Here is a 25,498-nt window from a genome sequence, read left to right as displayed (position 1 = left end):
TTCATCACACTCTTTCAAAAATATTAGCTTGTTGAAATTCCTTTGCATTTTTAGCATAAGTCTCAATCGTTTCCTCAATCATTTCTTTATCTTTTTCATTTAATTCTCGAACCACCTTACCCGGAGAGCCTAGCACCAATGAATTAGGAGGGATTTTTCTTCCTGCCGGGATTAGACTGTTTGCCCCAATAATTGACCCCTCCCCTATTTCCGCACCATCTAATACAGTAGCGCCCATCCCTACCAGACATCTCTTTCTAAGGACACATCCATGGACAATGGCATTGTGACCTACGGATACTTTGTCTTCCAAGATTAAGGGATTACCCTCATATAAATGACATGTAGAATTCTCCTGAATATTGCATTTTTCCCCTATAGTTATCCGATCTTCGTCTCCTCGTAAAACAACATGAAACCACACACTCGAATATTTTCCAATGGTAACATCACCTATCACTTTTGCACCGTCGGCAATAAAAGCGGTTTCGTGAATTTGTGGCTTTTTTCCATTATATTGATAAATCATATTATACCTCCTTTATTTTTTGTTAGTTTTAATATAACATATTTAATACGGAGGTGTTAAATATTGATATATATAAGTGAGTTAATTGGTACCAAGCATCCTATTATCCAAGGAGGAATGGGTAATATTAGCCATCCTTCCTTAGCAATCGCAGTTTCCGAAGCTGGAGGCTTAGGAACAATCGGTGCAGGTACAATGGATCCATCTATAGTAGAAGACATGATACAAAAAATTAAAGCCAACACTTCAAAACCCTTCGCGGTTAATTTACCGATAAGTGTTCATCCAGAATGCAAAAAAATTATTGATCTGATAATCTCTTATCAGGTTCCGGTCGTTACCTTATCAGCTGGTAACCCAACTCCTTTCATAGATGTCTTGAAGAGAAACGGATGCATAGTAATGTGTGTGGTCGCTAATGAAAAACAAGCTAAAAAAGCAGAAAAACAGGGAGCTGATTTAATAATTGCAGAAGGTTATGAAGCAGCGGGCATCAACTCATCGGAAGAACTCACTACCTTTACACTGATCCCGAAAATTACCTCATCAGTTTCTATACCTGTAATAGCTGCCGGAGGCATTGGAGATGGACGGGGACTATTGGCCGCGATGGCACTTGGAGCAAGCGGTGTCCAATTAGGGACTCGTTTAATTGCAACAAAAGAAGCGCAAGTTCATTCATCCTACAAAGAAGCGCTTTTGACTGCTACTTCTTTAGATACCATAATTGTTGGAAGAACTCATAATAAAATTAGGCGTGTATTAAAGACGCCTTACACAAGAGAGTTAGCAAAGAAAGAAGCAACATTAACTAGGGCCGAGTATGATGAATTGACTGATGAAATTCACCATACTCGAAGCGCTATCGAAGGAAATTTAAATGAGGGGCACTTAAATGCCGGACAAGTAGCTTCCATGATTCAAGATATCCCTTCTGTAAAAGAGTTACTGGAGAGAATGTTGGAGGAAGCAAGACAAATTTATCGTGAAAATTTTCCTTTATAGAAAACTCATATAAAAAAACGGAGCGGACAGGCTCCGTTTTTTTATATGGAAATTCCAAAAATTGTATTGACAGTTGTCAGATAATTACTTAACCTTAGTATAACATTTAATTTTAAAACGTAAAAATTCCGTCATACAATAAAAAAGGGGGGGGATTGAGACTTGTACTGTTTTATCCTACTTTAGCTGCGAAAACTTAAAGAGGAGTGATTATTCATGAAAGAAGAATCCTATGACATTACAATTATTGGCGCTGGTCCAGTTGGTTTATTCACAGCTTTTTATGCAGGTATGAGAAATGTCAGCGTTAAAGTTATTGATGCCCTTCCTCAGGTCGGAGGACAACTAGCAGCTTTATATCCTGAAAAATATATTTACGATGTAGGAGGATTTCCAGATATAAAAGCTCAGGACTTAGTAGATCGTCTTTATCAACAGGCAGAAAAGTTCTCTCCATCTTATTGCTTAGAGGAATCAGTTGAAAGGGTCGTTCCATTTGAAAATGGAACCTTTCAGCTCATTACGGATAAAAAAGTACATTACACTAAGGCGATTATCATTACTGCCGGAGCAGGAGCTTTTCAACCGCGTAAACTGAAAGTTAAAGAAGCTTCAAACTACGAAAATAATTGTCTGCATTATTCTGTAAAAGAGTTGAAGAAATTTAGAGATAAAAACGTTCTTGTGTGTGGAGGTGGAGATTCAGCTGTGGACTGGGCGCTTGCGCTTGAGCGGATTGCCAAAAAAGTAACCCTGGTTCACCGTAGAAATAACTTTCGTTCCCATGAGCATAGCTTGAACCTCCTAAAAGATTCGAGGGTCGATGTTAAAACTCCTTATCAAGTAGAACGCATTATCGGAAATAACAATGTGATTAATCAGGTGTTTATTCAAGAAGTCAAAGGTAATAACTATCATTTCTTAGATATTGATGACCTCATCATCAACTATGGATTCGTTACCTCAATAGGTCCGATGAAATCATGGGGAATAAATTTAGAAAAGAATTCGATAAAAGTAAATGCTCATATGGAAACGAGTGTTCCAGGCATTTTTGCCGCCGGAGATGTTTGTTCCTATGAAGGAAAAACAAAACTTATTGCTTCAGGGTTCGGAGAAGCTCCTACTGCCGTTAATTATGCAAAAAAACGTATTGATCCTGAATCACGTCTTCAAGCTGGCCATAGTACAAGTATTTTTGCCTCAGCTGGAAAGTAAATATAATGTCAAGCGCCTTTCCTTTATCTAACTTATTTTAATGAGGTGTTCAATTGAAAATCAAACGAAAATATGGAGAAATTCACCCTGGAATTAATTGGGGACCATTTACATTAAGAGTCCCTGGCGTCCATTTGAAACTCACTCCTAGCCAACATATTCAAGGGGGTCTTATACTACTAGCCACATGTGGATCTATTACTCCCCTCGTAATGCGATACTTTGAAGTTTCTTTTGAAGTCGCTTGGACAGTCAGCCTTGTCATGCTGTTCTGGGTTTTAGGACAAACCATTCTATTCGGAGACATCTATGCAGCTGGCGCCATCACAGCTGGATTACCTTTAACAATTGTATTTATGGAAGCCCTTACACCAGGTGTCCAAGCCATCGAAAGCATGATAGCCCTCACCTTGATCGTTGCCATATTGTTCTTATTTTTTGGTATCACTGGACTTGGTGCAAAATTTAATTCTCTGGTACCTACCACATTAAAAGCGGGAATCATTATGGGCGCCGCAATTGCTGCATTTCAATCTGAGCTGGATCGTTTGGCTTCCATGCCTTTCTCTTTAATGACTGCCTGGATTGTCATTTTAATCCTATTATTCTCCATTCCATTTGCTAACCTTCCAAACAATAAAATAAAACTTTTAGCCGGATCAAATGCATTGCTTGTGTCCTTTTTGATAGCAGGAGCAGTTGGATTTTTCACTAAGGAGTTATCCTTCGATATCTCGTTAGGGTTCTTCGTTCCTCCTATAGGTGAAACGTTCTCCACCCTCTCTTTATGGTCTGTGGGACTTCCTTCTTGGAATACCTTTCTATCTGTCCTTCCTCTTGGAGTTATGATTTACGTCTTAGCCTTCGGAGACCTGCTTGTTGCCCACACTCTGCTGAAAGGTGCAGATGAAAAACGAAGGGATGAAAAAATTGAAATTAATCCAACAAGGAGCCATTATACGTTAGCCTTGAGAAATATTGCTCAGTTACTTACTGCAGGTCCTCTTCTCTGGATTCACGGCCCAATTTGGACCGGTGTACAAGTATTTTTGCTTGAACGATACAAAAAAGGTCGGGAAGTAATGGATTCAATATATTCGGGGCCAATGAACTTTTATATTTTAGCGATTCCATTAGGTCTATTTATGCCGGTTATAGGCATCATTATGCCGCTTTTCCCTATTGCCTTATCCGTTACTCTCATATTGACCGGTTTTGCGTGTGCTTATGTATCCATGTCAATGGTAAAAACAGATGTGGCTCGTGGATTAGTAGTAGCAATTGGTTTTTTAACAGCTACTCTAGGAGCTGGCTGGGGAATCGGTATTGGCATTGCTCTTTATTTAATCCTCATTGGTAGAAGAGAAAATACCAAATCAGAAAAAATTGATTATAAGACAGAGAAAGAAGTCGGGTAGGAGGAATTGGATGACCAAAGTGAAATTTAAAAAAGATGGATTGCTCGCCACGGTTTCTATAGACAGAGAAGAACGATTGAATTCAATGGACTATGAAACTTTGATCGAGTTAGAAAAGGTAATAGAAAAGTTGAAGTTTTCCAAAGACATTAGAGTGGTTGTCTTTACTGGGGCAGGAGAAAAAGCATTCAGTGCCGGAGCAGATCTAAAAGAAAGAAAAAATTTAAATGATCAACAAGTTAGAAGAAATGTTCAAAAAACCAGAGAAGTAATCAATCATATAGAGTTACTTCCTCTGCCAACTATCGCAGCTATCAATGGTTTTGCATTAGGTGGGGGATTGGAACTGGCACTGGTTTGTGACTTCCGAATTGCCGCAGACCATGCACAAATGGGACTTACCGAAGTAAGTTGGGGAATTGTTCCCGGGGCAGGTGGGACGCAGAGGTTAGCCAGGTTAATTGGTGTATCAAAAGCTAAAGAACTGATTTTAACTGCTCGAAAAATCGATTCTGAAACTGCTTACTCCTGGGGAATGATAAATAAACGAGTAAATAAAAATGAACTCCAATCACAAGTAAACCTTTTAGTAAACGAAATTACTAGCAACGCACCTCTGGCTGTTAACCAAGCTAAAATTGCCATTCAGCAAGGAAGTGATACCGACCTTCACACAGGACTTGCGATTGAAAGTAAAGCTTATGAGGCAATTATTCAAACAGAAGATCGAATCGAAGCGCTGAATGCATTTCAAGATAAGAGACCTCCTCAGTTCCAAGGAAAATAGAAAGGAGTTAGATCGATGAATCCAGGTTTAGAGGTTGGAAAATCAGCAACTGTAACGAACAAAGTAACAAAAGAAATGTTTCCATCATTTGATGGAGAAGTTATCCATCCAGTCTTATCAACTGTATCATTAGTCCACCATATGGAATGGGCAGCTAGACGCCTTATACTCCCATACATCACTCCTGAAGAAGAAGGTATGGGAGCTTCCGTGGAGGTCACACACTCTTCTCCTGCTATTGAAGGAGATGAAATCGTGGCAAAAGCTACTGTTGTAAAAATAAAACAGCGTATGATTCTATGTAATGCCGAAGTGAGGTCTGGTCATATAATCATTGGCAAAGGCAGTGTAACCCAGGCCATCATTCCAAAAACCTATATAAAAAAACAAATAGAAGAACTGCAAAAAGTAAAGTAGGAGGAGTTTCTTGAAGAATAACTTTGAGGAAGAAGCAAATATATTCTCTAGATATAAAGAAGAAATCTTTAAAACTATGGAGCAGGATACTTATGCCAATCATTTGGGTATTCAATTAATAGAAATCAAAGAAGGCATGGCAAAAGCTCAGATGACGATAAAAGATTTTATGCTCAACTCTCATCAAACAGTCCACGGGGCTGTTACATTTGCCATCGCTGATTATGTTTTCGCATGTGCTTGTAACTCTTACGGTAAAACCGCAGTAGGTTTATCCACAACAATGAATTTTATGACCGCCGGTAAACCTGGAGCCCAATTAACCGCAATAGCTACAGAACAAAATAAAAACCATAAGCTTTCTTGGTACAATATAAGAATAGAAAGTGATGGTGAACTTATCGCGACTATGGATGCAACTGCTTATAGGAAAGAACATTATTTTATTCCAATCGAATAAAAACAAGACCATAGGTCTATGCACCTATGGTCTTGTTTTTTACTATTATTCCTTCCGGATAGAGGCATCTTCTTAAGAATATAAAAGCCCAATAGAAATACCAATTACATCTGTCGTCATTTTCTCCTCTAAAATAGATTTCATTTCCATTACTTATTAGCTTTCCTAAAATAGGTTCGATATAAGAAGTAATCCATTGATATAAAGAAACTATTAATACATAATTATCAAATGAGTACGAAAGTAAAGCATAATTACGAGCAAAAGTATCCCAGCAAAAATAATAATTCTGTCTAATTTCTTATTACTCAAATACTTATTGCTTACATCATATAATTTCAGCCCAAGAAATCCACCAAAAGTATTTGTAATTATATCTGTTATATCCGTGGCGCCAATTGCGAAGATTAATTGAATGAATTCAAAAGTAAGGCTTAAGGCCATTATAAACGCCAACTTAGGAAAGAATCTTACTTCTTTGAAATTAACATTCAATAGCAATCCCAAAGGTATAAATATAATGATATTATCTACCATTTCCCTATAATTACCACTTTCTATTGAATGATCAGCAAATGGAACCCAATTAAGACTTCTATGTTGATAATGAAATACTGACAAAATGTTGTATTGCAATTTGAATAATATTAACCAGATTAATAGAACTAAATATAAAGCTAGCAATCCTCTAGAGAATAATCTCCTCATATTTCCTTCTCCAACTCCTTAATAATAGACTAAATAATACTGTTCATTCCTTTCCCTGCTTCATTCTGTCATCATGGCTTGTGGTGCTCCCAGGAAACACTGTCACAATTACACCATCCACATTGTTGCCTGATATCTCCCAATGTAGGTTGGTGGGCACTTGAATGGACCGATCTTTTGTTACAGGGTAATAAGAGACTTCATATTTTTCACCATCTATAGTCGTTGAAATTACCTTTTGGTTTTTAAGGAAACCCATATATTCTTCGAGAGCGAAATTCTTTTCTTTCATAATTGCGCTGTGAGGTAATCCCACATAACGGAAATGCCATGGCTCATATTGAATTCCAGTAACATCCTTTTTGCCCTTGGGATAACGTAAAATAAACCCGTATTTCCAAGCATTTTCTTTCAGCCACTGTCCCTCAGGTGCTGACTCCATTTTTGTTAAACTTGATCCCACGTCTAGCGCTAATCCTGAGTTATGTTCACTATAACCTGCAGGCAAAGCGTAAGAAGCACCCATTTCATTGTATAGTTTATCCTGCTCTGCAAAGCTGCGATATCCACTATCGATTAAAAAATGATTAACCCCATCCCTATCAGCATCACTGACCATCTCTGAAAATTTCCGATCAATTTCTTTTGACATATAAATGTTAGGATGAAGTAAACCGTATCCCTTTACCAAGTTCTTATGTTTAGATAAATTGACGACATCTGATTTTACACTGTCTTGATGAACAGGATATTTGTCGTTGATTAAGAGCAAATCTCCCTGATAAACCTGGTCTTTTGATATGGTTAACTTTTTCGTATTAATATTTTTAGAAGTTATACTTTCTCCTATTTGCCCTTCTTCATGTTGCTCATATTTTTGAATTTCTACTTTATTTTGAAATATTGGTGCTTTATTTAAAAAGGCAAAACTTAACCCCAATAAAAATAACAACAAAAAACCCCACTTCTTCATTTTCGCGATCCTCCTCATTCTTATTGATTCTAGAATAGGAAAAACTTTTTAAATAAAGAGTAGGGTAAATTTTAAATTTTTCTTAAATCCTTTTATAAAATTTTATACATGATCAATTGGAACACTTTCCTTTGGCAAACGAACTTCAAATACAGTACGTATTAAACTACTTTCGACATGAATCGTTCCATCATGCTGCTCTACAATATTTTTTGCTATAAATAAACCAATGCCTGTACTATTTTCTTGATGAGTTCGTGATTTGTCACCGGTATAGAACATATCAAAAAGATACGGGAGTTCATTTGAAGGAATACTATCTCCATAATTAACCACTTGAACAACCACATCGTCTTCTTCAACAAACGCCGTAATATCTACATACTGACCTTCATATCCATAACGAATGGCATTGGTTAAAAGATTCTCAAACACTCGAGCTAACATCTCTCCATCCCCCATAATGAGTAAGCGGGGCAGGTCATCCATTCGAGCAATCAAATTATTTTTCTCAAAAAGAGGATACAATTCTTCTTTTAATTGAAGAAGAAGATCACTTAAATTAATTGGCTTTTTTTCAAGTGGTAATATGCCGTAGTTCATTCTAGTAACTTCGAATAATTCATCAATTAGTCGCTCTAAACGCTGAGATTTAGTAAAGGCAATGGTTAAATAATGTCTAACTTGTTCCTCAGATAATTGTTCATCCTTAAGGATTAAATCTAAATATCCTAACACAGAAGTTAGCGGAGTTCGCAAATCATGCGCCAAATTAACAACTAACTGTTCTTTACTGTTTTCGGAGAAATCGCCTCTTTGTATAGCTTCCTCTAATTTTTCACTTGCTTGATTAATGGCTTTTGCAATATCTCCAAATTCATCATTTGATTGAATATTAACCTTATGCTGAAAATTCCCAGCAGCAAGATAATCAATTCCATTTGATATTTCATTAAAATAGGTAGAATAAGGCTTGGTGAATAAATAGAAAACCAATATTGAAAGTAGAATAAACAGGATAAAAAAGAATTTAAAGTCTCCCACACTTTCTATGAAATGACGAAGCTGGGCCAATGGGTCAGTGCGATCAACCATAGTATAATAATAAAGCTGCAGTCCTTTAAAAATTAAGTAAGTTATAATACCGCTAAGAAGCATACTTAAACCAAATAATAGGATTAACCTGGAGCGAAAGTTAGCCATTGAATGTGTACCCCACTCCCCAGACAGTTTTGATTAACTTGTTTTTTCTCTTGTCTTCTCCTAGCTTTTTTCGCAACGTACGAATATGCACCATTACCGTATTACCACCCTCAAAGTAGGCATCACCCCAAACCTGCTGAAAAATATTTTCGACCTTGTAAACTTTCTTTGGATGACTGGCCAATAAATACAAAATATCAAACTCTTTCGGCGTCAGCTCGATGTTTTCACCATAAAGCGAAACGGTGCGATGATCAGGAGAGATCACTATTTCTCCAAATTCCAAGACGTCGTTATTATCCGCTGCTTTAGGTTGATTCAATTTCATAAATCGCCTTAAGTGAGCATTTACTCGTGCAACCAATTCAATAGGGGTAAATGGTTTCGTTATATAATCATCTGCTCCAATCACTAAACCCTGTACTTTATCAAAATCCGAAGTTTTCGCACTTAAGAAAATGATAGGCATGTTATATTTCTCTCTAATTTGCCGGGTTACTTCATATCCATCCAATTTAGGCATCATAATATCCAAAATCAGCAAATCAATGGATTGTGTCTGGATCACATCGATCGCTTCTTGCCCATCAGGTACTTTAATAACCCTGTATCCTTCTTTTTCTAGGTGGATTTCAATTAGATCAGCAATCTCCTCCTCATCTTCAGCAATTAAAATTGATATATTTTTCATCTTTTCCACTCCTACAACAAGCTACATTTCTTGAGCATTTTATGTAAGATGAAGCCTTAAAAAACTTCATCCTTCTTACCTAATCATCAGACTCCTAACTATCTGATCATTAGGTAGAGATTGTGTTTTATTATCTATTATCCCCTTGTTTTATTCAAGAATGTATCTCGGACACAGATCATAGATACCCCACAAATAAAACAAAACATTCCTTTCTTCAACGCACCTAACTTTATAAACGAAATTATTTACTGAGAAGTTTCAAGCAAATAAAAAAAAGACGATCACTTAGAATGCAATCGTCTCGTAAATGGATATTTATCACTTGGAGTTCAAATTACTTTTTTATAGTTGTTGTAAAAAATGGCACATTCGTCATTATCCCTATTAGGGACGGTTATCCATAAATTTGACCCCCTTGGGATCGGAAACATGCAAGCCCACGGAACTAATTGGATAATGACTAACTCCATAATGATATTCAATAGAGTGGAATGGCATTCGTGTTCTCTCTCCTCCAAGCAACTTTAAACAACCAGAATTTATCGTCAATTTTCACAACATCCTGTAAAGACGTTGAGAATATAGCGGTGAGTTTTCTCTCTTTAAAAATGGATTCTTAAGAAATTAAAAAGGTATTGGCAAAACATTAATACTTACCTTTAGTTCTGTAGACCTCTATTTGACGGATCCACTAACCAAACCCTCTATTAATTGTTTTTGAAGAGCTACGAAAATAACAATTACAGGGATTACTGATATCGTTGCAAAGGACATCAAGCTGCTCCATTCAATGCCATACCGTCCAATCGCATTAAATACGCCAGCTGTCAGTGGCCATAAATCCTGATCTCTATTAAATGTGATACTGTAAATCAAGTCTCCCCAAGCAAAAAAGAAAGAAATGGCTCCGCAAACTAAAATACTAGGCAGAGAAACTGGTACGATCACTTGCAGAAAAGCCCTTAGACGGCTGCAGCCATCTATAGTAGCAGCCTCTTCTAACTCCTTAGGAATTCCAATAAAGAAAGTTCGTAACAAAAGAACTGAAAAAGGCACGCCAAGTGTTGCTGTTGCCAAAATGGGTGCAAAATAAGTATTTAATAAATGGAGGTGATTGAACACAATGAACAATGGTGTTAGAACAACCGTTGCTGGAAGCATTTGTGTAACTAAATAAATGAGAAGAATGGTCTTAATTCCTCTAATGTTAAATCTAGCTAATGCATAAGCTGACGGTACAGACAAAATTATTACTAAAATAGTCGCGGACCCTGCTATGATTAGACTATTTAGAAAATAATGTCCTACTCCACCTTGAATGACATTCACAAAGCTTTCTACTTGAAAATTTTCCGGAAAAAATGTCGGTGGTGATTGAGATATTTCAGACTGTGATTTAAATGCAGTGATAATCATCCAGTAGACCGGAAATAAGAATAATACTACAATCACAATTCCGACTACATTTAAGATAAAGTCTTTCCTTCTGCTCATTCTAAAGCACCTCATCTTTCTTTATCATTTTTAGGTAAACTAGACTAATAACGAATAAGATGAGAAACAGGACGTTTGCAGCAGCAGCCCCTACACTAAAATCAAAATCTGTGAAAGAATACTGGAAGGCAAGCGTTGAAAGGACCTCCGTTGAGTTAATCGGACCTCCACCAGTCATAACGTAAACGATATCAAATACCTTGAATGTATAGATGAATCCAAGCATAAGGACTACCATTATAACTGGTCTAAGTAAAGGAAGGGTGATGTAAATCATCTTGTGGAACCAGTTGGCTCCATCCAAGCTCGCACTTTCATACACATCTTTTGGAAGCCCGCTCAACCCTGTCGATAGTAAGAGCATATTAAATGGTATACCTACCCAAATATTAGCGATAATGACACTCCACAATGCTATTTTAGGATCCGAGAGCCAGCCGACGGGATGATCAATGAAATTTAAAGATAATAACATCTGGTTGATGATCCCTTCGTTTGAACCCATCATAAATTTAAATAGGAGTGCAGTAACCGTCATAGGGATCAACCAACTAATCATCATTAACCCCCGTAGTACACCTGCTAATTTAAATTTCATACTGAAAAACAGGGCTAAGAGGAATCCGATTATAACTTGAACAAAAACACTCCCAACCGTATAGATTAATGTATTTGTAATTGCAGTACGAAAGGCGTTATCCTGAACTAGATTTTTATAGTTTTCAAATCCCACAAAGGCTTTGTCAGGTGAGGACAGGTTGCTAAGGTCTACATTTTGGAAACTTAATATGATGTTGTAGAGCAAGGGATATCCGATTAAGAGAAGCATAAATATGACAGCAGGAAGAACAAAGAAATATCCTTCCATCCGTCTGCCAAATTTTCTAAACATAGAAGTCCTCCTATTCTTTTCTTGTCCTTTCTCATGAGATGCTGGTAAATTAGACAACTTACTAATTAACATGTCATTCACCTTTCTTGTATTGATAGATCTGCACCCTCTATCAAAAATAACGGAATGGTATCAAGAGGTGCATCACATTCCACGTATGTACCCCCTTCATGAACCGTTCCTGTATGAGCATTTGTCCACTTACAGCCACTTGGCAGATAAACTGTTCTCGATCGCTGCCCTTGATTCATAACAGGTGCTACTAATAAATCGGGGCCAAACATGTAGGCATCTTCGATTTTCCACGTTTCTAAATCATGTGAGAAATCATAAAATAATGGCCTCATCAAAGGGGTTCCTTTCTCATGTGCTTCTTCCATTATTCTTCTTATATAAGGTCGCAAACGTTCTCTCATTTGCATGTATTTCTTGAATATTTGATAGGCTTCTTCTCCATAACTCCACACTTCATTATCTGCACCGCTCGGACACATTCCGCCACCACTTGCCCCTAAAGGTTCTGAATGCGGTTCTCGATCTCCATGCAATCGAAACACAGGACAAAATGCGCCGTACTGAAACCATCTAATCATACACTCTCTAAAGTCTTCGTCATTTGGATCCCCCCCATGAAAACCACCAATATCCGTGGTCCACCATGGAATACCAGCAAGCCCCATATTCAACCCGATCGTAAATTGATTCTTCAACGATTCAAAACTGGAATCGATATCCCCCGACCATACTAAAGCACCGTAGCGTTGACTGCCTGCCCAGGCGCAGCGCACCAGATTTACGACATTTTCCTGCCCTTCTTCTGTCATGCCATCATAAAATGCTTTGGAGAACATCATCGGGTAAATATTTCCGACCTGCGCATTTGACCCTAGATGATACCGGTAGTTTTCAAAGTCATACACGTTATATTCGGGTTCTGCTTCATCTAACCAAAATATTCGAACCCCTTTATCGTAGTAATTCTTTTTTGCCTTCTCCCATACAAACTCTCTTGCTCCAGGGTTAGTGGAATCAAAGTAAACGGTATTTCCCAAAAAGTCATGGGTAATGCGAATTCCTTTTTCAGTCCTAGTCAGATACCCTTTTTGAAGCATTTCCTGGTAATTCTCACTTTTCTTATCAATGGTTGGCCAAATCGAAACCATCAATTTAATTCCCATTTGTTCTAGTTCATCAATCATCCCTTCAGGGTCAGGCCAATACTCTGGATCAAACCGGAAATCTCCTTGTGTTGGCCAATGGAAATAATCAATTACAATAACATCAATAGGCAGTTCCCTTCTTTTATATTCCCGCGCGACTTCCAGCAGTTCCTCTTGAGTTTGATAACGTAATTTGCATTGCCAAAAGCCCATCCCGTACTCCGGCATCATTGGTACTGTTCCTGTCACCTTTGCATAGGACTCCTCTATTTCAGCGGGAGAGTCCCCGGCAGTAATCCAATAATCAAGCTGTTTGGTCGATTTAGCTGTCCATTCGGTTATGTTTTTTCCAAATGTGACTTGTCCAATGGCGGGATTGTTCCAAAGAAATCCATACCCAAGGCTGGAAAGAGTAAATGGAACACTTGCCTGAGAATTTCGTTGGGCAAGCTCTAACGTACAATTCTTCAAGTTTAAGTAAGGCTGTTGATACTGTCCCATTCCATATAGCCTCTCTTCAGGATTAGACTCAAAGTGCTGAGTTAACTGAAAATCCCCTCCAAGATTAGCTTTAAACTCTCTTGCGTCAATCTTTAAGGCACTGCAAAAATCTTTAACATTCTTACGATTTCTTACATACTCTTCCAAGAGGAGATCTCCATTTTGATTATAAAAAGTAATCTTTCCAGCAGCTGTCATAATAGCTCTGATCTTTCCATTGGTAATTGAAGCTTGATCCTCTTTAATTTCGAGTGTAGCTTCGTTATCTTCTACAGGTAACAAGGCCCAGTCCTTTTCTTCCATGGTGGTTAGAAAAGTAGCCCGCACACGTAAACTGTCTGACCCCCAAGGTTCTATCCAAACTTTCTCACTGTCGTACTCCCGAATCAGTCGATTTCCTTCTGTTTTAAACACACTATCCACATTCTCCAACTCCATTTTTTATATTTATTAGTTCAGGAGCACCCGGTTACTTTATTCCATAGAAAGAAGGCAAACGGGCTCCTGTTTATTCTTCGATTTTTTCTATTTTCTGATCGGCCTCTTTCAATGCTTTCTCAGGTGATTTCGTACCTGTAAGCACCTCTTGAATAGCTAGTTGAATTGATTCAGAGACCTTTGGCCAATTTGCAGATGGTCCACGTGCTTCTGCTACTTCCATAATGGGTATAAATTCTTTAACCTTATCTTCATTTTTCCAATAATCTGCTTCCTCCAGCACATCCTTACGCGTTGGGAAATACCCCGTTCCTTTTGCAAATTGTTCATTCTGTTCAGGTGCAAGAAGCCATTTCGCAAAGTCCCAGGCTCCCTCTACATTTCCATCTTTCGTTATGGAAATATTATCTCCACCTGTGACTGATGAGAACTTTTCATCTTTAGGGATATAAGTCACGCCATAGTCGATACCGCTTTCATTTACCTGATCGATCATCCAAGGTCCATTAATCATCATTGCCAGGTTCCCTGCTTCAAACATACTCGAGAGATCATCTTGAGTCGCCGTCAACACATCTTGACTCATGTACCCTTTATCCAAGAGATCTTTGATAAACTGAAACGTGTCCACAACCTCCGGGGAATCCAAATTCCTGTAATCCCCTCCAGCAGAGTAAATGAACGGATAAAATTGAAACGTAGATTCTTCAGATTTCACGGCTGATAGTCCAAACCCTTTTACATCATCCGTCGTAAGTTTTCCTGCTGCCTCTTCCAACTCATCCCATGTGCTAGGAGGCTTTGAGATACCTGCCTCTTTTAATAATTGTTTGTTATAAAAAAGACCTAAGGCATTTGTAGTAAGAGGGAGACCATAGTTTTTATCTTTATACACCGTTGAGTTCATCGGTCCATTCAAAAATTTCTCCTTCACACCCCATTCCTTAACTTTGTCTGAAAGATCAGCTAGAATGCCCATTGAGGCCAATGAAACATTATTAACGGTGTCCGCGATAATGAGATCTGGCAAACTGCCTCCTGCTGACCCTACTGAAAGCTGTCTGTTCATTTCATTGAAGGGGACATACTCTTCCTTTACCATGAACTTATCTTGCGAGCTATTATACTCATCAATCAATTTGTCGAGGACATCTGCAGACCCTGTATAATGGTGCCAAATCAGTACCTCCTTCTTGCCGTTTGCATCTCCACTAGCTTCCTGGCCGTTTCCACTACATGCAGACATAAACGACACCATAAAAATTATGAGGACTATCAAAAAACTTTTCTTCATTTGACACGCTCCATTCGTTTTGTATTGAGTAAGTAAAGAGTGACTCCAACTTCAACACCATCCACTGCCTTAACACACCGCTCTAGAGACTGATTCCCCCTTCCAATGATGAACAAAATGATTAACGTTCATCATTATTTTATAAATAAAAATACAACCAAAATTTCAGTTGTAGTAATATTTTGAGTTTCCCTTTGTTACGATTTCTAACTTCACAATGTTTTCTTTCTTCTTGATTCCCTTTTCAAGCATTAAGTGATTGAAGGCTAATCTTACAGAAAGACTCCCTTGATAGACAGGGTTCTGACATATGGTAGCCGTAATCATATCTTCTTGTAATAATTGATAAATTTCGGAATTCATATCATGCCCGATGAGAATTGGCGGTTTCGTAAGGTTGAATGTTTTTATTTGTTCAGCGACATCCGCTAATACTCCACTAGCCACATAGATCCCATCGATCTTGTGAACTGTTGATTTCAAATGAGTAAGGGACTTCTCGACATTTTTGTCATAAATTTTTATTGTATTTAGTGAATTTAAATCATTGTAATGCTTAATAAACTCCTTGAACCCTTTGCCCTTCTCCTTCATTTGAAACGTACTGACCTCATCCACAATAATAGCTAAATTTTTTGACTGTTTTGTAAAGTGATTTAATAATTCTCCTGCTAAACCTCCGGCATCACGATAATCGGCACCCACATAAGATAGTCTCTTACTTGAAGGGGAATCATTATTAAATGTATAGATGGGAAAGCCTTTCTCAATCTCTGCATTTATTAGTTCTGTAAGTGATAAATCATCTGTAGGACATATAATCATTCCATCAAATGATTGTGACTGTACAATTTCTTTCACTACGTTTATTTGATCCTTAGTTTTGTAAGGAACTTTATAAATTTCTATATCGAATCCATAATCTTGTATGTCTTCTAAAGCATTTTTTATCCCAAACTCGATTTCTTTCCAAAAATAAACTGGATAAGTGGGAATTACATAAGCAATACGTAGATTTTTCTTCTTAGAAAGAAAACTAGCCGATTTATTCGGTCTGTAATTCAGTTCATCCGCCTTATCCAACACTTTTTTTACTGTTTTCTGACTTACATTTCCTCTGTTATTAAAAACTCGATCAACTGTAGCAGGTGAAATATTTAAATGTTGCGCAATTGTTTTAGCAGTTACCTTCAAAGTAACACCGCCCATCAAATTAGTAAGGAACAAAATGATTAACGTTCATCATTTTAGTTTAATAAAAAAACGATATGATGATACCGCTTTCAAATACCGTTGATACTAGCATAATTCTGTTATCTCCTAATGTCAAACTATTTTTTAAATTATCTGAATATAATCAACTGTTCAACAACCTTGTTTCTCTCCCCCCTTTTATAAAAAAATAGACCATCTCTTTTTCAAATAAAGTTTTAATCATAAAATCCTCCAAATTCCTCATTATTTGATATAATTTTGCAAATATTCCAATTTATTTATATACTATACAATATCTTTTTCAGACCAAACGTAAATACGGAATTATTGGGTGTGAAATTGTATAAATATTCAACAGAAGGGATGAGAAGAATATGAGTTTACCAGATCGATCGTTAAGTCCACAAGCAGAAAAGAAGCGAAGATGGGAAATGCCCGATACATATGTCATTCTTTTCGCAGTCCTATTATTAGCAGTAATTGCAACCTATCTCGTTCCTTCTGGTGCATTTGAACGGGAAACCATTGATGGTGTGGAGCGGGTAATCCCCGGTACATTCAGTTCAGTGGATGGGAGTCCTGCTGGGTTTATGGATATTTTCCTTGCCTTGCAAGAAGGAATGGTACAGTCTGCGGGATTGATATTCTTAGTGTTATTTGCGGGAGGAGCATTTGAAGTTGTTGAACGCTCTGGAGCGATTAAAGGTGGGATTCTGAGAGCAGTACATAAAACGAGAGGGAAAGAATTCTTGCTGATCACGGTGGTTTCTACGCTATTTGCAATCGGAGGCGCCGTTGGAGTGATTGCGAACGCCATTATTCCATTTGTGGCCATTGGGGTCATTATTGCACGAGCTCTGAAGCTTGATGCCATCGTTGCCGTGTCCATCACGTTCGGGGCAACATTCGCTGGATTTAACGTCGGTTTCTTAAATCCTTATACAGTAGGGATCGCTCAATCTTTAGCTGATATTCCTTTGTTTTCTGGAATGCTTTTCAGAATTATCGCGTTTATTGTGATTGTAGGAATCACCATTTTCTATACATGGAGCTATGCGAAAAAGCTGTTAAAAGATCCTTCCAAAAGTTTAATAGGTGTATTGGATGAAAAAGAAGCGAGACAAGAAGACTTAAAGGCGCCTTTTACTGCGCGTCATAAGTGGATCCTCACCTTTGTGGGAGTTGCGCTTATATTTTTTATTTATGCTACGATCCAATTTAAATGGACAATTAATCACATGGCAGCTTTTTTTATTATACTGGGGATCATATCAGGTCTTATTGCCGGGATGAATTATAACAAAGTTGCCTTAACTTTCCTGGATGGATGCCAAAATCTCGTCTATGGAGCGCTGATTATCGGTGTGGCACGTGCCGTTTTAATCGTCATGGAAAATGCAAAGATCCTGGATACAGCCGTAAATGCACTATCGGTTCCACTTGAGGGGCTGTCGCCTGTCTTTGCAGCACTTGGTATGTTCCTCGCCAATGGTGTCTTGAATTTCCTTGTCCCCTCAGGAAGTGGACAGGCCATGATTGCAATGCCTATCCTTTCTCCATTAGCCGATATGGTGGGAATCACCCGACAAGTAGCCGTGCAAGCCTATCAGTTTGGGGATGGATTCACAAATAGTATCTTTCCAACTTCCGGTCCATTAATGGCGAGTTTAGCAGTCGCAGGTGTTCCGTGGATCAAGTGGGCGAAATGGATGCTTCCTTTATTACTGGTCTGGGTTGTGATTGCGGTCGTTATGCTTTCCATAGGGGTGTTGATTAACTGGGGCCCCGTTTAATTAATTGTTTATCGTAAATGATAGGCGGGATCGTTTAATCTTGTTCATCTAGTTATAGCTATCTTTTCCTGCATCCATATCTCCAATAAAATAGAAATGGAAAGATGACCAGAGTCCTTCTCTCTGGTCATTTTTCCATTTCAGAATTCAGAGGATTGTCCCCCTTGGTTGACCTCTACTTAGAGTGAAACGCAACCATCATGAATCAATAATCGCTTACCCACTCACACTGAACCACCTGCATTCCAAAACGGTCGAATCTCAATGACACCATTAGCCCTTGCACAAGGTGTGTTAGAAACAAGGTCGACCACTTCCTCCACATTCTCAGCATCGATAACAGAAAACCCCGCAAGCGGGAGTCCATGATGTTCGTCGGTTCCTTCTGTTACTTTGAGGTTTTTATTCCAATTCCGAACAGCTGTTACTTTCGGCTGCACGGCTGACATCAGGTTTCCCCGCTCCTGTATCACCTTATCTTGAGCCAAGACTTCTTTCTTCTCGCTATCGTTCAATCCATTCCAACCCGCTTCATCTCCATACGCCAAGCAAAGAAACTTCATCGTTCAACCTCTCCTCTTTTAAGTTCGATATGAACTTATTCGCTAGAGCTAAAGTTATTCCTTCTATTAAGTAAACTAAGTTCTAAGAGATAAGGCCTTACCTCCTACCTTTTTATAACTGAGCATCCCGTATTTCTCAAAAGTCTAGATGCTCAACTAATAAAAAGAACCCCATGGTAACTATGAATCAGTTACCCAGAGTTCTTTCACAATAAAGATCATTTAATTACAACTAGTCTAGAATTCAATTCTTGAAAAATTATAGTTGAAGCGATTTTATAACCTTATTCATTATCGCTATTACAATCCGGAAGCAAATGAAGGATATCAAAAGTGAAGGTCGCCTTGTTACCTGCTCGAGAAGCAGCGACTAAGACAGCGACGGACTGTACTCCAGAGTTACAGAAGTCGGGACAAGGATCGGAATCTTCTAATGACGTATAACAGATCACATTATCAGCACACGTTGTTCCCGTACAGGAGAATGGCAAAGTATTGACCAGCGCGCAATTGCTCTGTCCACTATTGAAAAACGTACTGAATTCAAGGTTAAAATAATAGTTGATATATCCTACCGCTCGCACTTCATTCACGGTTACCCCCTCTACATCACCGCACGGGGTAGAAGCTGAGACTTGAACTGGAGTGATGCAGCAGTCTAAGAAAAATGGATCACTTAAAACGTTTACTATAAACGGAGGCTCCACTAAACCCGTTTGAACTGAATTAGCAGGGAACTCTATCGTACACTGATCGAATAGAATTGCAAGACAGTTGGCTTGCTGAACTTCCTGAAGATCTGTCAATAAATCAGTAAGCTGTTGGTGGGTGCTTGAATTACTAGTTTCAGCAAGCTTATCTTCAATTCTTTTAATCATTTCTTCCAGTTTCAGCCTATTATCCTGCTCAGTGTCAGTGTGTCTTCTAACGTTATAATTTTCACGCATACGTACACCTCCTTTCTTGTTTCTATTAGAGTATTCATAGATATAAAGAATGATTGGACAAATACACCCCACCCTAACTCTCGACGCTCCTATCCTTAATTATTCCTTACATGCAGGGGTTCTTTTAAAATGGACTGCGCATGGAGTGACCATCTATTGGGTTAAAATAAAAAAATTCTCCCTTAAGATTGATATTCAAAAGGGAGATTTCCGATTAAATTAAGATTTACGCCCCACTCATCCCCCTCCTTTTTCAAAAAATAAACATAACAAAAATTGCGGAAGAACATATGATAAGAAAATTATTTCTCCCACTTGTTTAAAAATAAGGAGAGGCACGACACACAAATCTCTTCTTAACCAAGAAGAGCTCTTACTTTTACTGGCTTTCGGGTTTTCATATGCTGAAAACCTTTACCAAAATATTTTTTTAAACCCAAATCCGAGTAAATGGATTGGTTTAGTTTACTTACTGAAAAAGGAGAAGATGACACACATGAGGAAATTAATTATTTTTGCTTTTGTCGGTTTCTTTGCACAACTGATTGATGGATCGCTGGGAATGGCTTTTGGTTTAACCTCCTCTTCCCTCTTACTCGCTTACGGTGTTGCCCCCGCTATCGCTTCCGCATCTATCCATATGTCTGAAATTGCAACCACAGCCGCTTCTGGGTTCTCCCATTATAAATTTGGAAATGTGGATAAAAAATTAGTACTTATTTTAATGATCCCTGGGTCAATTACAGCCTTTTGTGGCGCTGCCTTTTTAAGCAGCTTGCCGGGAGAAGCAGCCAAACCATTTATTTCCGCTTTTCTTTTAATTTTAGGATTTTATATTGTTTTCCGTTTCTTATTTCAACCAATCCAGTCAGGGTCAGAAACGAAACAGCTGAAGTGGAAGAAAAGATACTTATATCCCCTTGGAGCCATAGCTGGATTTTTTGATGCAGTTGGCGGCGGAGGCTGGGGGCCGATCAACACTCCCATTCTTCTTTCACAAAAAGGAGCCACTCCCAGGAAAGTAATTGGAACGGTGGATACGAGTGAATTTGCTATCACCATCTCAGCTACTCTTGGATTTATTTTATTTCTTGGATGGGAACAATTTAATTGGCTTTGGGTAGGTGCCTTCGTTATGGGTGGCGTTATCGCTGCCCCCCTTGCCGCCTGGTTAGTCCGGGTTATCCCTTCCTTTATTCTCGGAGTATTAGTAGGGGGGTTTATTATTCTCACTAACGCGAACACCCTGTTAAGTGAATGGAACATTAATGGAAACGCCATTTTAATTATTTATGGAATTCTTCTGGTAGGGTGGGTACTAGCGATTGGAGTATCGATCCGAAAATATAAGACACCGGCGCCAACAAATTATATTTAATTAATTAGTAAAAAGGAGAAGAGATTGTATGAACAGACTCTTCTCCCGACTCTATTTAATTATAATTTTGACCTTCACTTCATTCACTCCTAAACCAAATATTTTAATGAATGATCTGCTTAACTTTTTTAATGTTTTCTTCACTGAAACCTTGAGTTAATAATTGTCCGACTCTAAGCCCTTTACCAAAATGATATTCATCGGACTTTAAAATGCTATGTACTTTCCGTAAATTATCAATTGTTAAACCACTGCCGGGAAGTATCTTTGGACCATTTAACTCTTTTTCTAGTGTTTTCAAGTTGTATAAGGATTTAATCCCTTCAACGCAGTTAGGGGCCCCTCCAGAAGTAAGCACTCTTTTTATATTTTTTTTATACATGATCATGGAACGATAAGCCTCTTCTTGGTCTAAAATTGTATCAAAAGCTCTATGGAATGTTATTTCAATTTGGGGAAAGCAATCGAATATCTCCTCTAAATAATCTCTATCCAATGTCCCATCCTGATTGACAGCTCCCAAAACAAAGGAACGATGTCCCGACTGATAAAATATAGATATATCTTCTTTCATATTTTCTTTTTCACTTTTATTGTAGAAAAAACTATAATGATGAGGTCTGATCATAACCTGAACAGGAATATTTATTTTTTTTAATACATTTTTTATCGTTCCATATGAAGGTGTTAAGCCGTCCAGTGGAATAGCAGACACTAATTCAACCCTGTCTATCCCTTTCATTTCCGCTTCACTTGCGTCCTTTTCATTTTCAACAATACACTCAATCATCTAATAATTCCTTTCTAGCTTTCACTAATTTATACAGTAGTTTAATACCAAACCCCGACGCATTCCCTTCGTTGTTTAAAAACACCTTTGAAGTATTAGCCCTATCGATATGAATCCACTTTACATCATTATTTACAAAATGTTCAATAAAAAGATATTTTTTTGCTTCATAACTCCTGCATATTTCCATGCAAAAAAACCAATCGATGTGATAGAAGGCTTTTCACATCGATTGGGTTGAATTTTTCTATAAAGAAGGCAAGCTTATCACTATATACCTTAAAGGGTTAAGCCCCTTCTACCAAATCACGACGGCTATAACCAAAGAATCCTAGGACCATGAAAGCTATGCTGATCACAGTGATCCCAACAAATATGGACATATCAAAATGTTCCAGAGGCAATCTTGGGATCCAGCTTTGGATGGCTGTATTTGAAAACCATTCTGGCAAGTCTAATATACCTCCGAAATAGTTTAGTAAAAAGGAATAGGCAAGATAGATATACACCACTTTCCCTAGTTTTGGTGCCCAGCCGAGAGCTAATGCCGCTAAACCAGTAAAGAATAACACGGAGGGCAGAAAGTTATAGCCGGCTGCAAGAAAGTCAATCATCCCCATTGTTGATTGCTCTCCCATGACTGAAATGGCTGTCCCGCCAAGGCTGGCAGCTGCTAATAATATTCCGGCTAAGCTGGCAGTCATGGCTAAACCAAGAGTCGTCCAGTAAAACTGACTGCGCGAAACTCTTGTCGCATAAAGCTGGTTTAAGTGCGAACGGCTCTCTTCAGCATAAAGTTTGTTTACTAAAACAATGGGTAAAATGGAAACTAAACCAATCAGGACCATCATGATCGTCCCTGTGAATGATTCTTCAATGGATGCTCCTGAATGCGTAAACATCCGCTGCACGATTTCACTACTCTCCAGAAAAGTTTGCATGTCACCATAAATGGAACCATAGGCAGCTCCCAACACCCCAAAGGTAATCAACCAGCTAATGATCACGCCTTTGTTTAGCCTGATCATTAATCCGCGAACAGACAATAATGATTTCCTCGCTCTTTCTCGTCCTTCTCTTTCAGGCAGATAACCGGCTCCCACATCTCTGGCCCCTTCAAGGGTAAAGGCAAGGATCAGCATGACTACAATGAAAAGGAAGGCAAACATTAACGGACTCCAGTGATTTTCCGTAAAGGGATAGGTTAAATAGGTCCACCCCATCGGATTTAACATGGACAGATCCACATTGGAGACGTCTGTTCCCGCCCGAATAATGTAAAGTAAACCGATCATTCCAAGTGCTGAACCTGTAGCTCCTGAGGAAGCAGGCATTACCTGCGCCATAACGAGAGCAATGCCGGCACCGATAACCCCAGCCATTCCAATGGAAGCGCCGAATAAAAGGGATCCTCCCACCGTAATCGTCTCTGCTCCAAAGCTCATCATTACACCGCTGATAAACAGAGCTAATAGGACGTTGATCAACACCACTTCCATTATTACGGCAAAAGAGTTTGCCTGACGTCCGATTTGAAAGGAGCGCACGATTTCAGTGAGGCCGAGATTTTCCTCTTTTCGAGTGTGGCTGACTACGTGTAGAGCAGCTATGACCATGGCAAACAAGCCACAGAACAACAGCATTTCATGAGAATACATAGCCCCCAACGTATAACCCGCAGCGTTTTCCACCGGTGTCGGTCCTACCATAGCGATCATCGCTGGATTCTTGAGCGTTTCATACATGCCCGCAAACCCCTGCCCTTTCCCGATTTCTTGAAAAGCAGGTACGTAAGCCGCGGAGAATAACCCAAGACCGAACACCCAGACCATGATTTTTTTCCAATCGCGTTTAAGGTAGAGCAGGAACAGTATAGGCCAACGTGCAATTTTCTCTTCCATCGTATTTCCTCCCCCTTTCAAGCCGATTACCCTTCATAATGGCGCATGAACAAATCTTCAAGCGTAGGCGGCACCGATTCAAACTTCTTCACCCCGAGCTTGCTTGCTTCCCTCAAAATATCATCGAGGTATTGATGCTCCGCCGAAAAGATTGCTTGTTGACCCTTTTGCTCAAAATTAAACACGCCCTTCACCCCGGCCATTTCAGCTACATCCCTTTCTGTTGCTATCGTAATGGTGGACCGAGTCAAATGGCGCAATTCCTCTAGACTGCCTTCCTCCACGATCTCCCCCTGGCGAATGATAACCACCCTGTCCGCCAAGCGCTCTACTTCACTCAATATATGAGAGGACAACAGAATGGATTTCCCTGCTGCTTTGAGTTTTTCCACTTCTTCCTGAAAAATGGCCTCCATTAAAGGATCAAGTCCTGAAGTCGGTTCATCAAAAATGTATAAATCCGATTCAGCAGCTAAGGCCGCGATCAGGCCAACCTTCTGGCGATTCCCTTTCGAATATCCCTTGGCTTTTTTCTTTGGATCCAGCTCAAACCGTTTAATTAAATCATCACGTTTTTCCTTGTCTCCCCCTCCATGCAGTTTCAGGAACAAGTCGATAATTTCCCCACCACTCAAGTTCCCCCACAAGTTGACGTCTCCAGGAACGTAGGAAATACGTTTATGAATCTCCAGGCTGTCTTTCCACACGTCCTTCCCAAATATTTCTGCCGTACCTTCATCTCGCTTAATAATTCCAAGTAAAATACGGATGGTCGTCGATTTACCAGCACCATTAGGACCAATAAAACCAACCACTTCTCCAGCGTTTACCGTAAATGTGACGTCACTCAATGCCTGAAATTTACCGAACTTCTTTTGTAACCCCTGAATATTCACAAATTCCGACATAACACTCCACTCCCATTCAAGTATTAATCTCCTATGGACTGTTCTGGCTGCGAATCGTTCACTCTCAAGACGTGTTTTATTCTAACCTTATTTATAGAAGCTGAGTTTTAGTATTTCCGCGTAATACTCCCATTCTTTGAGATACTGCTCTCCGAATTCCCTCATGTTTTCAAAGCTGCTGATTTGCTGAATGACTTTATCCCCAAATCCGAACATCGTCCAATTCAGAATTTCAATCGCCCTTTCAATATCCAGGTCTTCACGGAACTTGGAATAATCGATATCCTGATAGATAATCTTTGTGCCTCGCGCATAGACTTCATCCACTTTACTCTTAATCGTATCCTTTACTTCAGGAGAATCCTCCTGGACACACTTCGCAAGGAAATCAAAGACGTGAGGGAATTTATTGTGAATGTACAATTTCTGTATTCCAATATTTTCGAGTCTTTTAAAAATATCCCTTTCTGTTAAATCTATGTGTTCATAAAGCTGCTCAATCATTTGCACGCTGTAATCAATTAAATAAACATAAAGATCTCTCTTGTTATTAAAATAATTAAATAATGAGCCCTTCGAGATTTGTGCTTCTTTGACAATGTTGTTTGTGGAAGCTTTATCAAATCCATTTTGAACGAATTCCTTGATCGATGCGTTAATAATTAGCTCTTTCTTCTCATTGATTAATTTATGGAAATTTGAATTAATGACTGCACTCTCCCTCCGTTGCTCATTTGACCAATCTGGTCATTTAAAGAATAGCACCAATGACCACATTGGTCAATATCATTTAAGTAAGGTGGAAAAATTAT

Annotated in this window: 24 protein-coding genes and 1 pseudogene; 8 read left to right on the top strand and 17 right to left on the bottom strand. The window is 38.7% G+C overall.

Annotated elements, in window-relative coordinates; all coding sequences use genetic code 11:
• Positions 1–4 precede the first annotated feature (4 nt).
• On the bottom strand, positions 5–529 hold the full coding sequence (locus Q7A53_RS15965) for a gamma carbonic anhydrase family protein (protein WP_411790183.1): 525 nt from the start codon (positions 527–529) through the stop codon (positions 5–7).
• A 63-nt stretch (positions 530–592) separates the two neighbouring features.
• Between Q7A53_RS15965 and Q7A53_RS15960 the strand changes: the two genes are divergently transcribed.
• From Q7A53_RS15960 to Q7A53_RS15935, 6 genes are all read left to right on the top strand, one after another.
• The gene (locus tag Q7A53_RS15960) at positions 593–1,534 is read left to right on the top strand and encodes an NAD(P)H-dependent flavin oxidoreductase (protein WP_411790182.1); all 942 of its coding nucleotides are present in this window, start codon (positions 593–595) and stop codon (positions 1,532–1,534) included.
• Positions 1,535–1,750: 216 nt separating this feature from the next.
• The gene (locus Q7A53_RS15955; RefSeq protein WP_411790181.1) at positions 1,751–2,752 is read left to right on the top strand and encodes an NAD(P)/FAD-dependent oxidoreductase; all 1,002 of its coding nucleotides are present in this window, start codon (positions 1,751–1,753) and stop codon (positions 2,750–2,752) included.
• A gap of 53 nt (positions 2,753–2,805) precedes the next feature.
• Positions 2,806–4,170 (top strand): hypothetical protein, encoded by a 1,365-nt coding sequence (locus tag Q7A53_RS15950; RefSeq protein WP_411790180.1) that lies wholly within the window; start codon positions 2,806–2,808, stop codon positions 4,168–4,170.
• A gap of 10 nt (positions 4,171–4,180) precedes the next feature.
• Positions 4,181–4,957: an enoyl-CoA hydratase-related protein gene (locus Q7A53_RS15945; RefSeq protein ID WP_411790179.1), complete on the top strand. Its 777-nt coding sequence runs from the start codon at positions 4,181–4,183 to the stop codon at positions 4,955–4,957.
• Between the two features lie 15 nt (positions 4,958–4,972).
• Positions 4,973–5,374: a thioesterase family protein gene (locus Q7A53_RS15940; RefSeq protein WP_411790178.1), complete on the top strand. Its 402-nt coding sequence runs from the start codon at positions 4,973–4,975 to the stop codon at positions 5,372–5,374.
• Between the two features lie 10 nt (positions 5,375–5,384).
• On the top strand, positions 5,385–5,834 hold the full coding sequence (locus Q7A53_RS15935; protein ID WP_411790177.1) for a hotdog fold thioesterase: 450 nt from the start codon (positions 5,385–5,387) through the stop codon (positions 5,832–5,834).
• Positions 5,835–6,047: 213 nt separating this feature from the next.
• On the opposite strand, the gene vanZ-A is transcribed toward Q7A53_RS15935, so the two are convergent.
• From vanZ-A to Q7A53_RS15890, 9 genes are all read right to left on the bottom strand, one after another.
• On the bottom strand, positions 6,048–6,542 hold the full coding sequence (vanZ-A, locus tag Q7A53_RS15930; protein WP_411790176.1) for a glycopeptide resistance protein VanZ-A: 495 nt from the start codon (positions 6,540–6,542) through the stop codon (positions 6,048–6,050).
• A gap of 43 nt (positions 6,543–6,585) precedes the next feature.
• The gene (vanY, locus tag Q7A53_RS15925; protein ID WP_411790175.1) at positions 6,586–7,515 is read right to left on the bottom strand and encodes a VanY-A/VanY-F/VanY-M family D-Ala-D-Ala carboxypeptidase; all 930 of its coding nucleotides are present in this window, start codon (positions 7,513–7,515) and stop codon (positions 6,586–6,588) included.
• Between the two features lie 102 nt (positions 7,516–7,617).
• Complete coding sequence (locus Q7A53_RS15920; RefSeq protein WP_411790174.1) at positions 7,618–8,718, bottom strand: HAMP domain-containing sensor histidine kinase; 1,101 nt, start codon at positions 8,716–8,718, stop codon at positions 7,618–7,620.
• A complete protein-coding gene (gene vanR / locus Q7A53_RS15915) occupies positions 8,711–9,409 on the bottom strand; it encodes a vancomycin resistance response regulator transcription factor, VanR-F/VanR-M family (protein ID WP_411790173.1) in 699 nt (232 codons plus the stop codon). Before vanR ends, Q7A53_RS15920 begins: the two co-directional genes overlap by 8 nt.
• Before the next feature lie 678 nt (positions 9,410–10,087).
• Positions 10,088–10,906 (bottom strand): carbohydrate ABC transporter permease, encoded by an 819-nt coding sequence (locus Q7A53_RS15910; protein ID WP_411790172.1) that lies wholly within the window; start codon positions 10,904–10,906, stop codon positions 10,088–10,090.
• 1 nt (position 10,907) lies between these two features.
• Positions 10,908–11,798, bottom strand: coding sequence for a carbohydrate ABC transporter permease (locus tag Q7A53_RS15905; RefSeq protein ID WP_411790171.1), 891 nt, complete (start codon positions 11,796–11,798; stop codon positions 10,908–10,910).
• 77 nt (positions 11,799–11,875) lie between these two features.
• Complete coding sequence (locus Q7A53_RS15900; RefSeq protein WP_459178596.1) at positions 11,876–13,882, bottom strand: glycoside hydrolase family 31 protein; 2,007 nt, start codon at positions 13,880–13,882, stop codon at positions 11,876–11,878.
• A gap of 85 nt (positions 13,883–13,967) precedes the next feature.
• The gene (locus tag Q7A53_RS15895; protein ID WP_411790170.1) at positions 13,968–15,191 is read right to left on the bottom strand and encodes an ABC transporter substrate-binding protein; all 1,224 of its coding nucleotides are present in this window, start codon (positions 15,189–15,191) and stop codon (positions 13,968–13,970) included.
• Between the two features lie 165 nt (positions 15,192–15,356).
• On the bottom strand, positions 15,357–16,385 hold the full coding sequence (locus Q7A53_RS15890) for a substrate-binding domain-containing protein (protein ID WP_411790169.1): 1,029 nt from the start codon (positions 16,383–16,385) through the stop codon (positions 15,357–15,359).
• Between the two features lie 395 nt (positions 16,386–16,780).
• On the opposite strand from Q7A53_RS15890, the gene Q7A53_RS15885 reads away from it, so the two are divergent.
• On the top strand, positions 16,781–18,199 hold the full coding sequence (locus tag Q7A53_RS15885) for a YfcC family protein (protein ID WP_411790168.1): 1,419 nt from the start codon (positions 16,781–16,783) through the stop codon (positions 18,197–18,199).
• A gap of 224 nt (positions 18,200–18,423) precedes the next feature.
• On the opposite strand, the gene Q7A53_RS15880 is transcribed toward Q7A53_RS15885, so the two are convergent.
• Positions 18,424–18,762, bottom strand: coding sequence for a YciI family protein (locus tag Q7A53_RS15880; protein ID WP_411790167.1), 339 nt, complete (start codon positions 18,760–18,762; stop codon positions 18,424–18,426).
• 284 nt (positions 18,763–19,046) lie between these two features.
• Positions 19,047–19,709, bottom strand: a complete 663-nt coding sequence (locus tag Q7A53_RS15875; RefSeq protein ID WP_411790166.1) for a hypothetical protein — start codon at positions 19,707–19,709, stop codon at positions 19,047–19,049.
• Positions 19,710–20,205: 496 nt separating this feature from the next.
• Here Q7A53_RS15875 and Q7A53_RS15870 point away from each other — a divergent pair, with 496 nt between their 5' ends.
• Positions 20,206–21,087, top strand: a complete 882-nt coding sequence (locus tag Q7A53_RS15870; protein ID WP_411790165.1) for a sulfite exporter TauE/SafE family protein — start codon at positions 20,206–20,208, stop codon at positions 21,085–21,087.
• A 103-nt stretch (positions 21,088–21,190) separates the two neighbouring features.
• Here the strand turns inward: Q7A53_RS15870 and Q7A53_RS15865 are convergent, their stop codons facing one another.
• From Q7A53_RS15865 to Q7A53_RS15845, 5 genes and pseudogenes are all read right to left on the bottom strand, one after another.
• Entirely contained in the window at positions 21,191–21,877 is a 687-nt protein-coding gene (locus Q7A53_RS15865) for a copper homeostasis protein CutC (protein WP_411790164.1), read from the bottom strand.
• Between the two features lie 287 nt (positions 21,878–22,164).
• A complete protein-coding gene (locus Q7A53_RS15860) occupies positions 22,165–23,778 on the bottom strand; it encodes an ABC transporter permease (protein ID WP_411790163.1) in 1,614 nt (537 codons plus the stop codon).
• 26 nt (positions 23,779–23,804) lie between these two features.
• Positions 23,805–24,686: an ABC transporter ATP-binding protein gene (locus Q7A53_RS15855; RefSeq protein ID WP_411790162.1), complete on the bottom strand. Its 882-nt coding sequence runs from the start codon at positions 24,684–24,686 to the stop codon at positions 23,805–23,807.
• 87 nt (positions 24,687–24,773) lie between these two features.
• The gene (locus Q7A53_RS15850; protein WP_411790161.1) at positions 24,774–25,109 is read right to left on the bottom strand and encodes a hypothetical protein; all 336 of its coding nucleotides are present in this window, start codon (positions 25,107–25,109) and stop codon (positions 24,774–24,776) included.
• Positions 25,110–25,226: 117 nt separating this feature from the next.
• A pseudogene (locus Q7A53_RS15845) lies at positions 25,227–25,346 on the bottom strand (helix-turn-helix domain-containing protein); the annotation flags it as partial.
• Positions 25,347–25,498 lie beyond the last annotated feature (152 nt).

It is taken from the genome of Halobacillus rhizosphaerae (assembly GCF_046719735.1).
Lineage (GTDB): Bacteria > Bacillota > Bacilli > Bacillales > Halobacillaceae > Halobacillus_B > Halobacillus_B rhizosphaerae.
Note: the sequence above shows the minus strand (reverse complement) of the source record. Positions and strands in the feature narration are given on the sequence as shown.

Excerpts from the sequence above, each read along its gene's own strand:
- Q7A53_RS15965 (WP_411790183.1), bottom strand. The coding sequence starts at position 529 with ATGATTTATCAATATAATGGAAAAAAGCCACAAATTCACGAAACCGCT.
- Q7A53_RS15955 (WP_411790181.1), top strand. The coding sequence starts at position 1,751 with ATGAAAGAAGAATCCTATGACATTACAATTATTGGCGCTGGTCCAGTT.
- Q7A53_RS15945 (WP_411790179.1), top strand. The coding sequence starts at position 4,181 with ATGACCAAAGTGAAATTTAAAAAAGATGGATTGCTCGCCACGGTTTCT.
- Q7A53_RS15940 (WP_411790178.1), top strand. The coding sequence starts at position 4,973 with ATGAATCCAGGTTTAGAGGTTGGAAAATCAGCAACTGTAACGAACAAA.
- vanZ-A (WP_411790176.1), bottom strand. The coding sequence starts at position 6,542 with ATGAGGAGATTATTCTCTAGAGGATTGCTAGCTTTATATTTAGTTCTA.
- vanY (WP_411790175.1), bottom strand. The coding sequence starts at position 7,515 with ATGAAGAAGTGGGGTTTTTTGTTGTTATTTTTATTGGGGTTAAGTTTT.
- Q7A53_RS15920 (WP_411790174.1), bottom strand. The coding sequence starts at position 8,718 with ATGGCTAACTTTCGCTCCAGGTTAATCCTATTATTTGGTTTAAGTATG.
- vanR (WP_411790173.1), bottom strand. The coding sequence starts at position 9,409 with ATGAAAAATATATCAATTTTAATTGCTGAAGATGAGGAGGAGATTGCT.
- Q7A53_RS15910 (WP_411790172.1), bottom strand. The coding sequence starts at position 10,906 with ATGAGCAGAAGGAAAGACTTTATCTTAAATGTAGTCGGAATTGTGATT.
- Q7A53_RS15905 (WP_411790171.1), bottom strand. The coding sequence starts at position 11,798 with ATGTTTAGAAAATTTGGCAGACGGATGGAAGGATATTTCTTTGTTCTT.
- Q7A53_RS15895 (WP_411790170.1), bottom strand. The coding sequence starts at position 15,191 with ATGAAGAAAAGTTTTTTGATAGTCCTCATAATTTTTATGGTGTCGTTT.
- Q7A53_RS15885 (WP_411790168.1), top strand. The coding sequence starts at position 16,781 with ATGAGTTTACCAGATCGATCGTTAAGTCCACAAGCAGAAAAGAAGCGA.
- Q7A53_RS15880 (WP_411790167.1), bottom strand. The coding sequence starts at position 18,762 with ATGAAGTTTCTTTGCTTGGCGTATGGAGATGAAGCGGGTTGGAATGGA.
- Q7A53_RS15875 (WP_411790166.1), bottom strand. The coding sequence starts at position 19,709 with ATGCGTGAAAATTATAACGTTAGAAGACACACTGACACTGAGCAGGAT.
- Q7A53_RS15870 (WP_411790165.1), top strand. The coding sequence starts at position 20,206 with ATGAGGAAATTAATTATTTTTGCTTTTGTCGGTTTCTTTGCACAACTG.
- Q7A53_RS15865 (WP_411790164.1), bottom strand. The coding sequence starts at position 21,877 with ATGATTGAGTGTATTGTTGAAAATGAAAAGGACGCAAGTGAAGCGGAA.
- Q7A53_RS15860 (WP_411790163.1), bottom strand. The coding sequence starts at position 23,778 with ATGGAAGAGAAAATTGCACGTTGGCCTATACTGTTCCTGCTCTACCTT.
- Q7A53_RS15855 (WP_411790162.1), bottom strand. The coding sequence starts at position 24,686 with ATGTCGGAATTTGTGAATATTCAGGGGTTACAAAAGAAGTTCGGTAAA.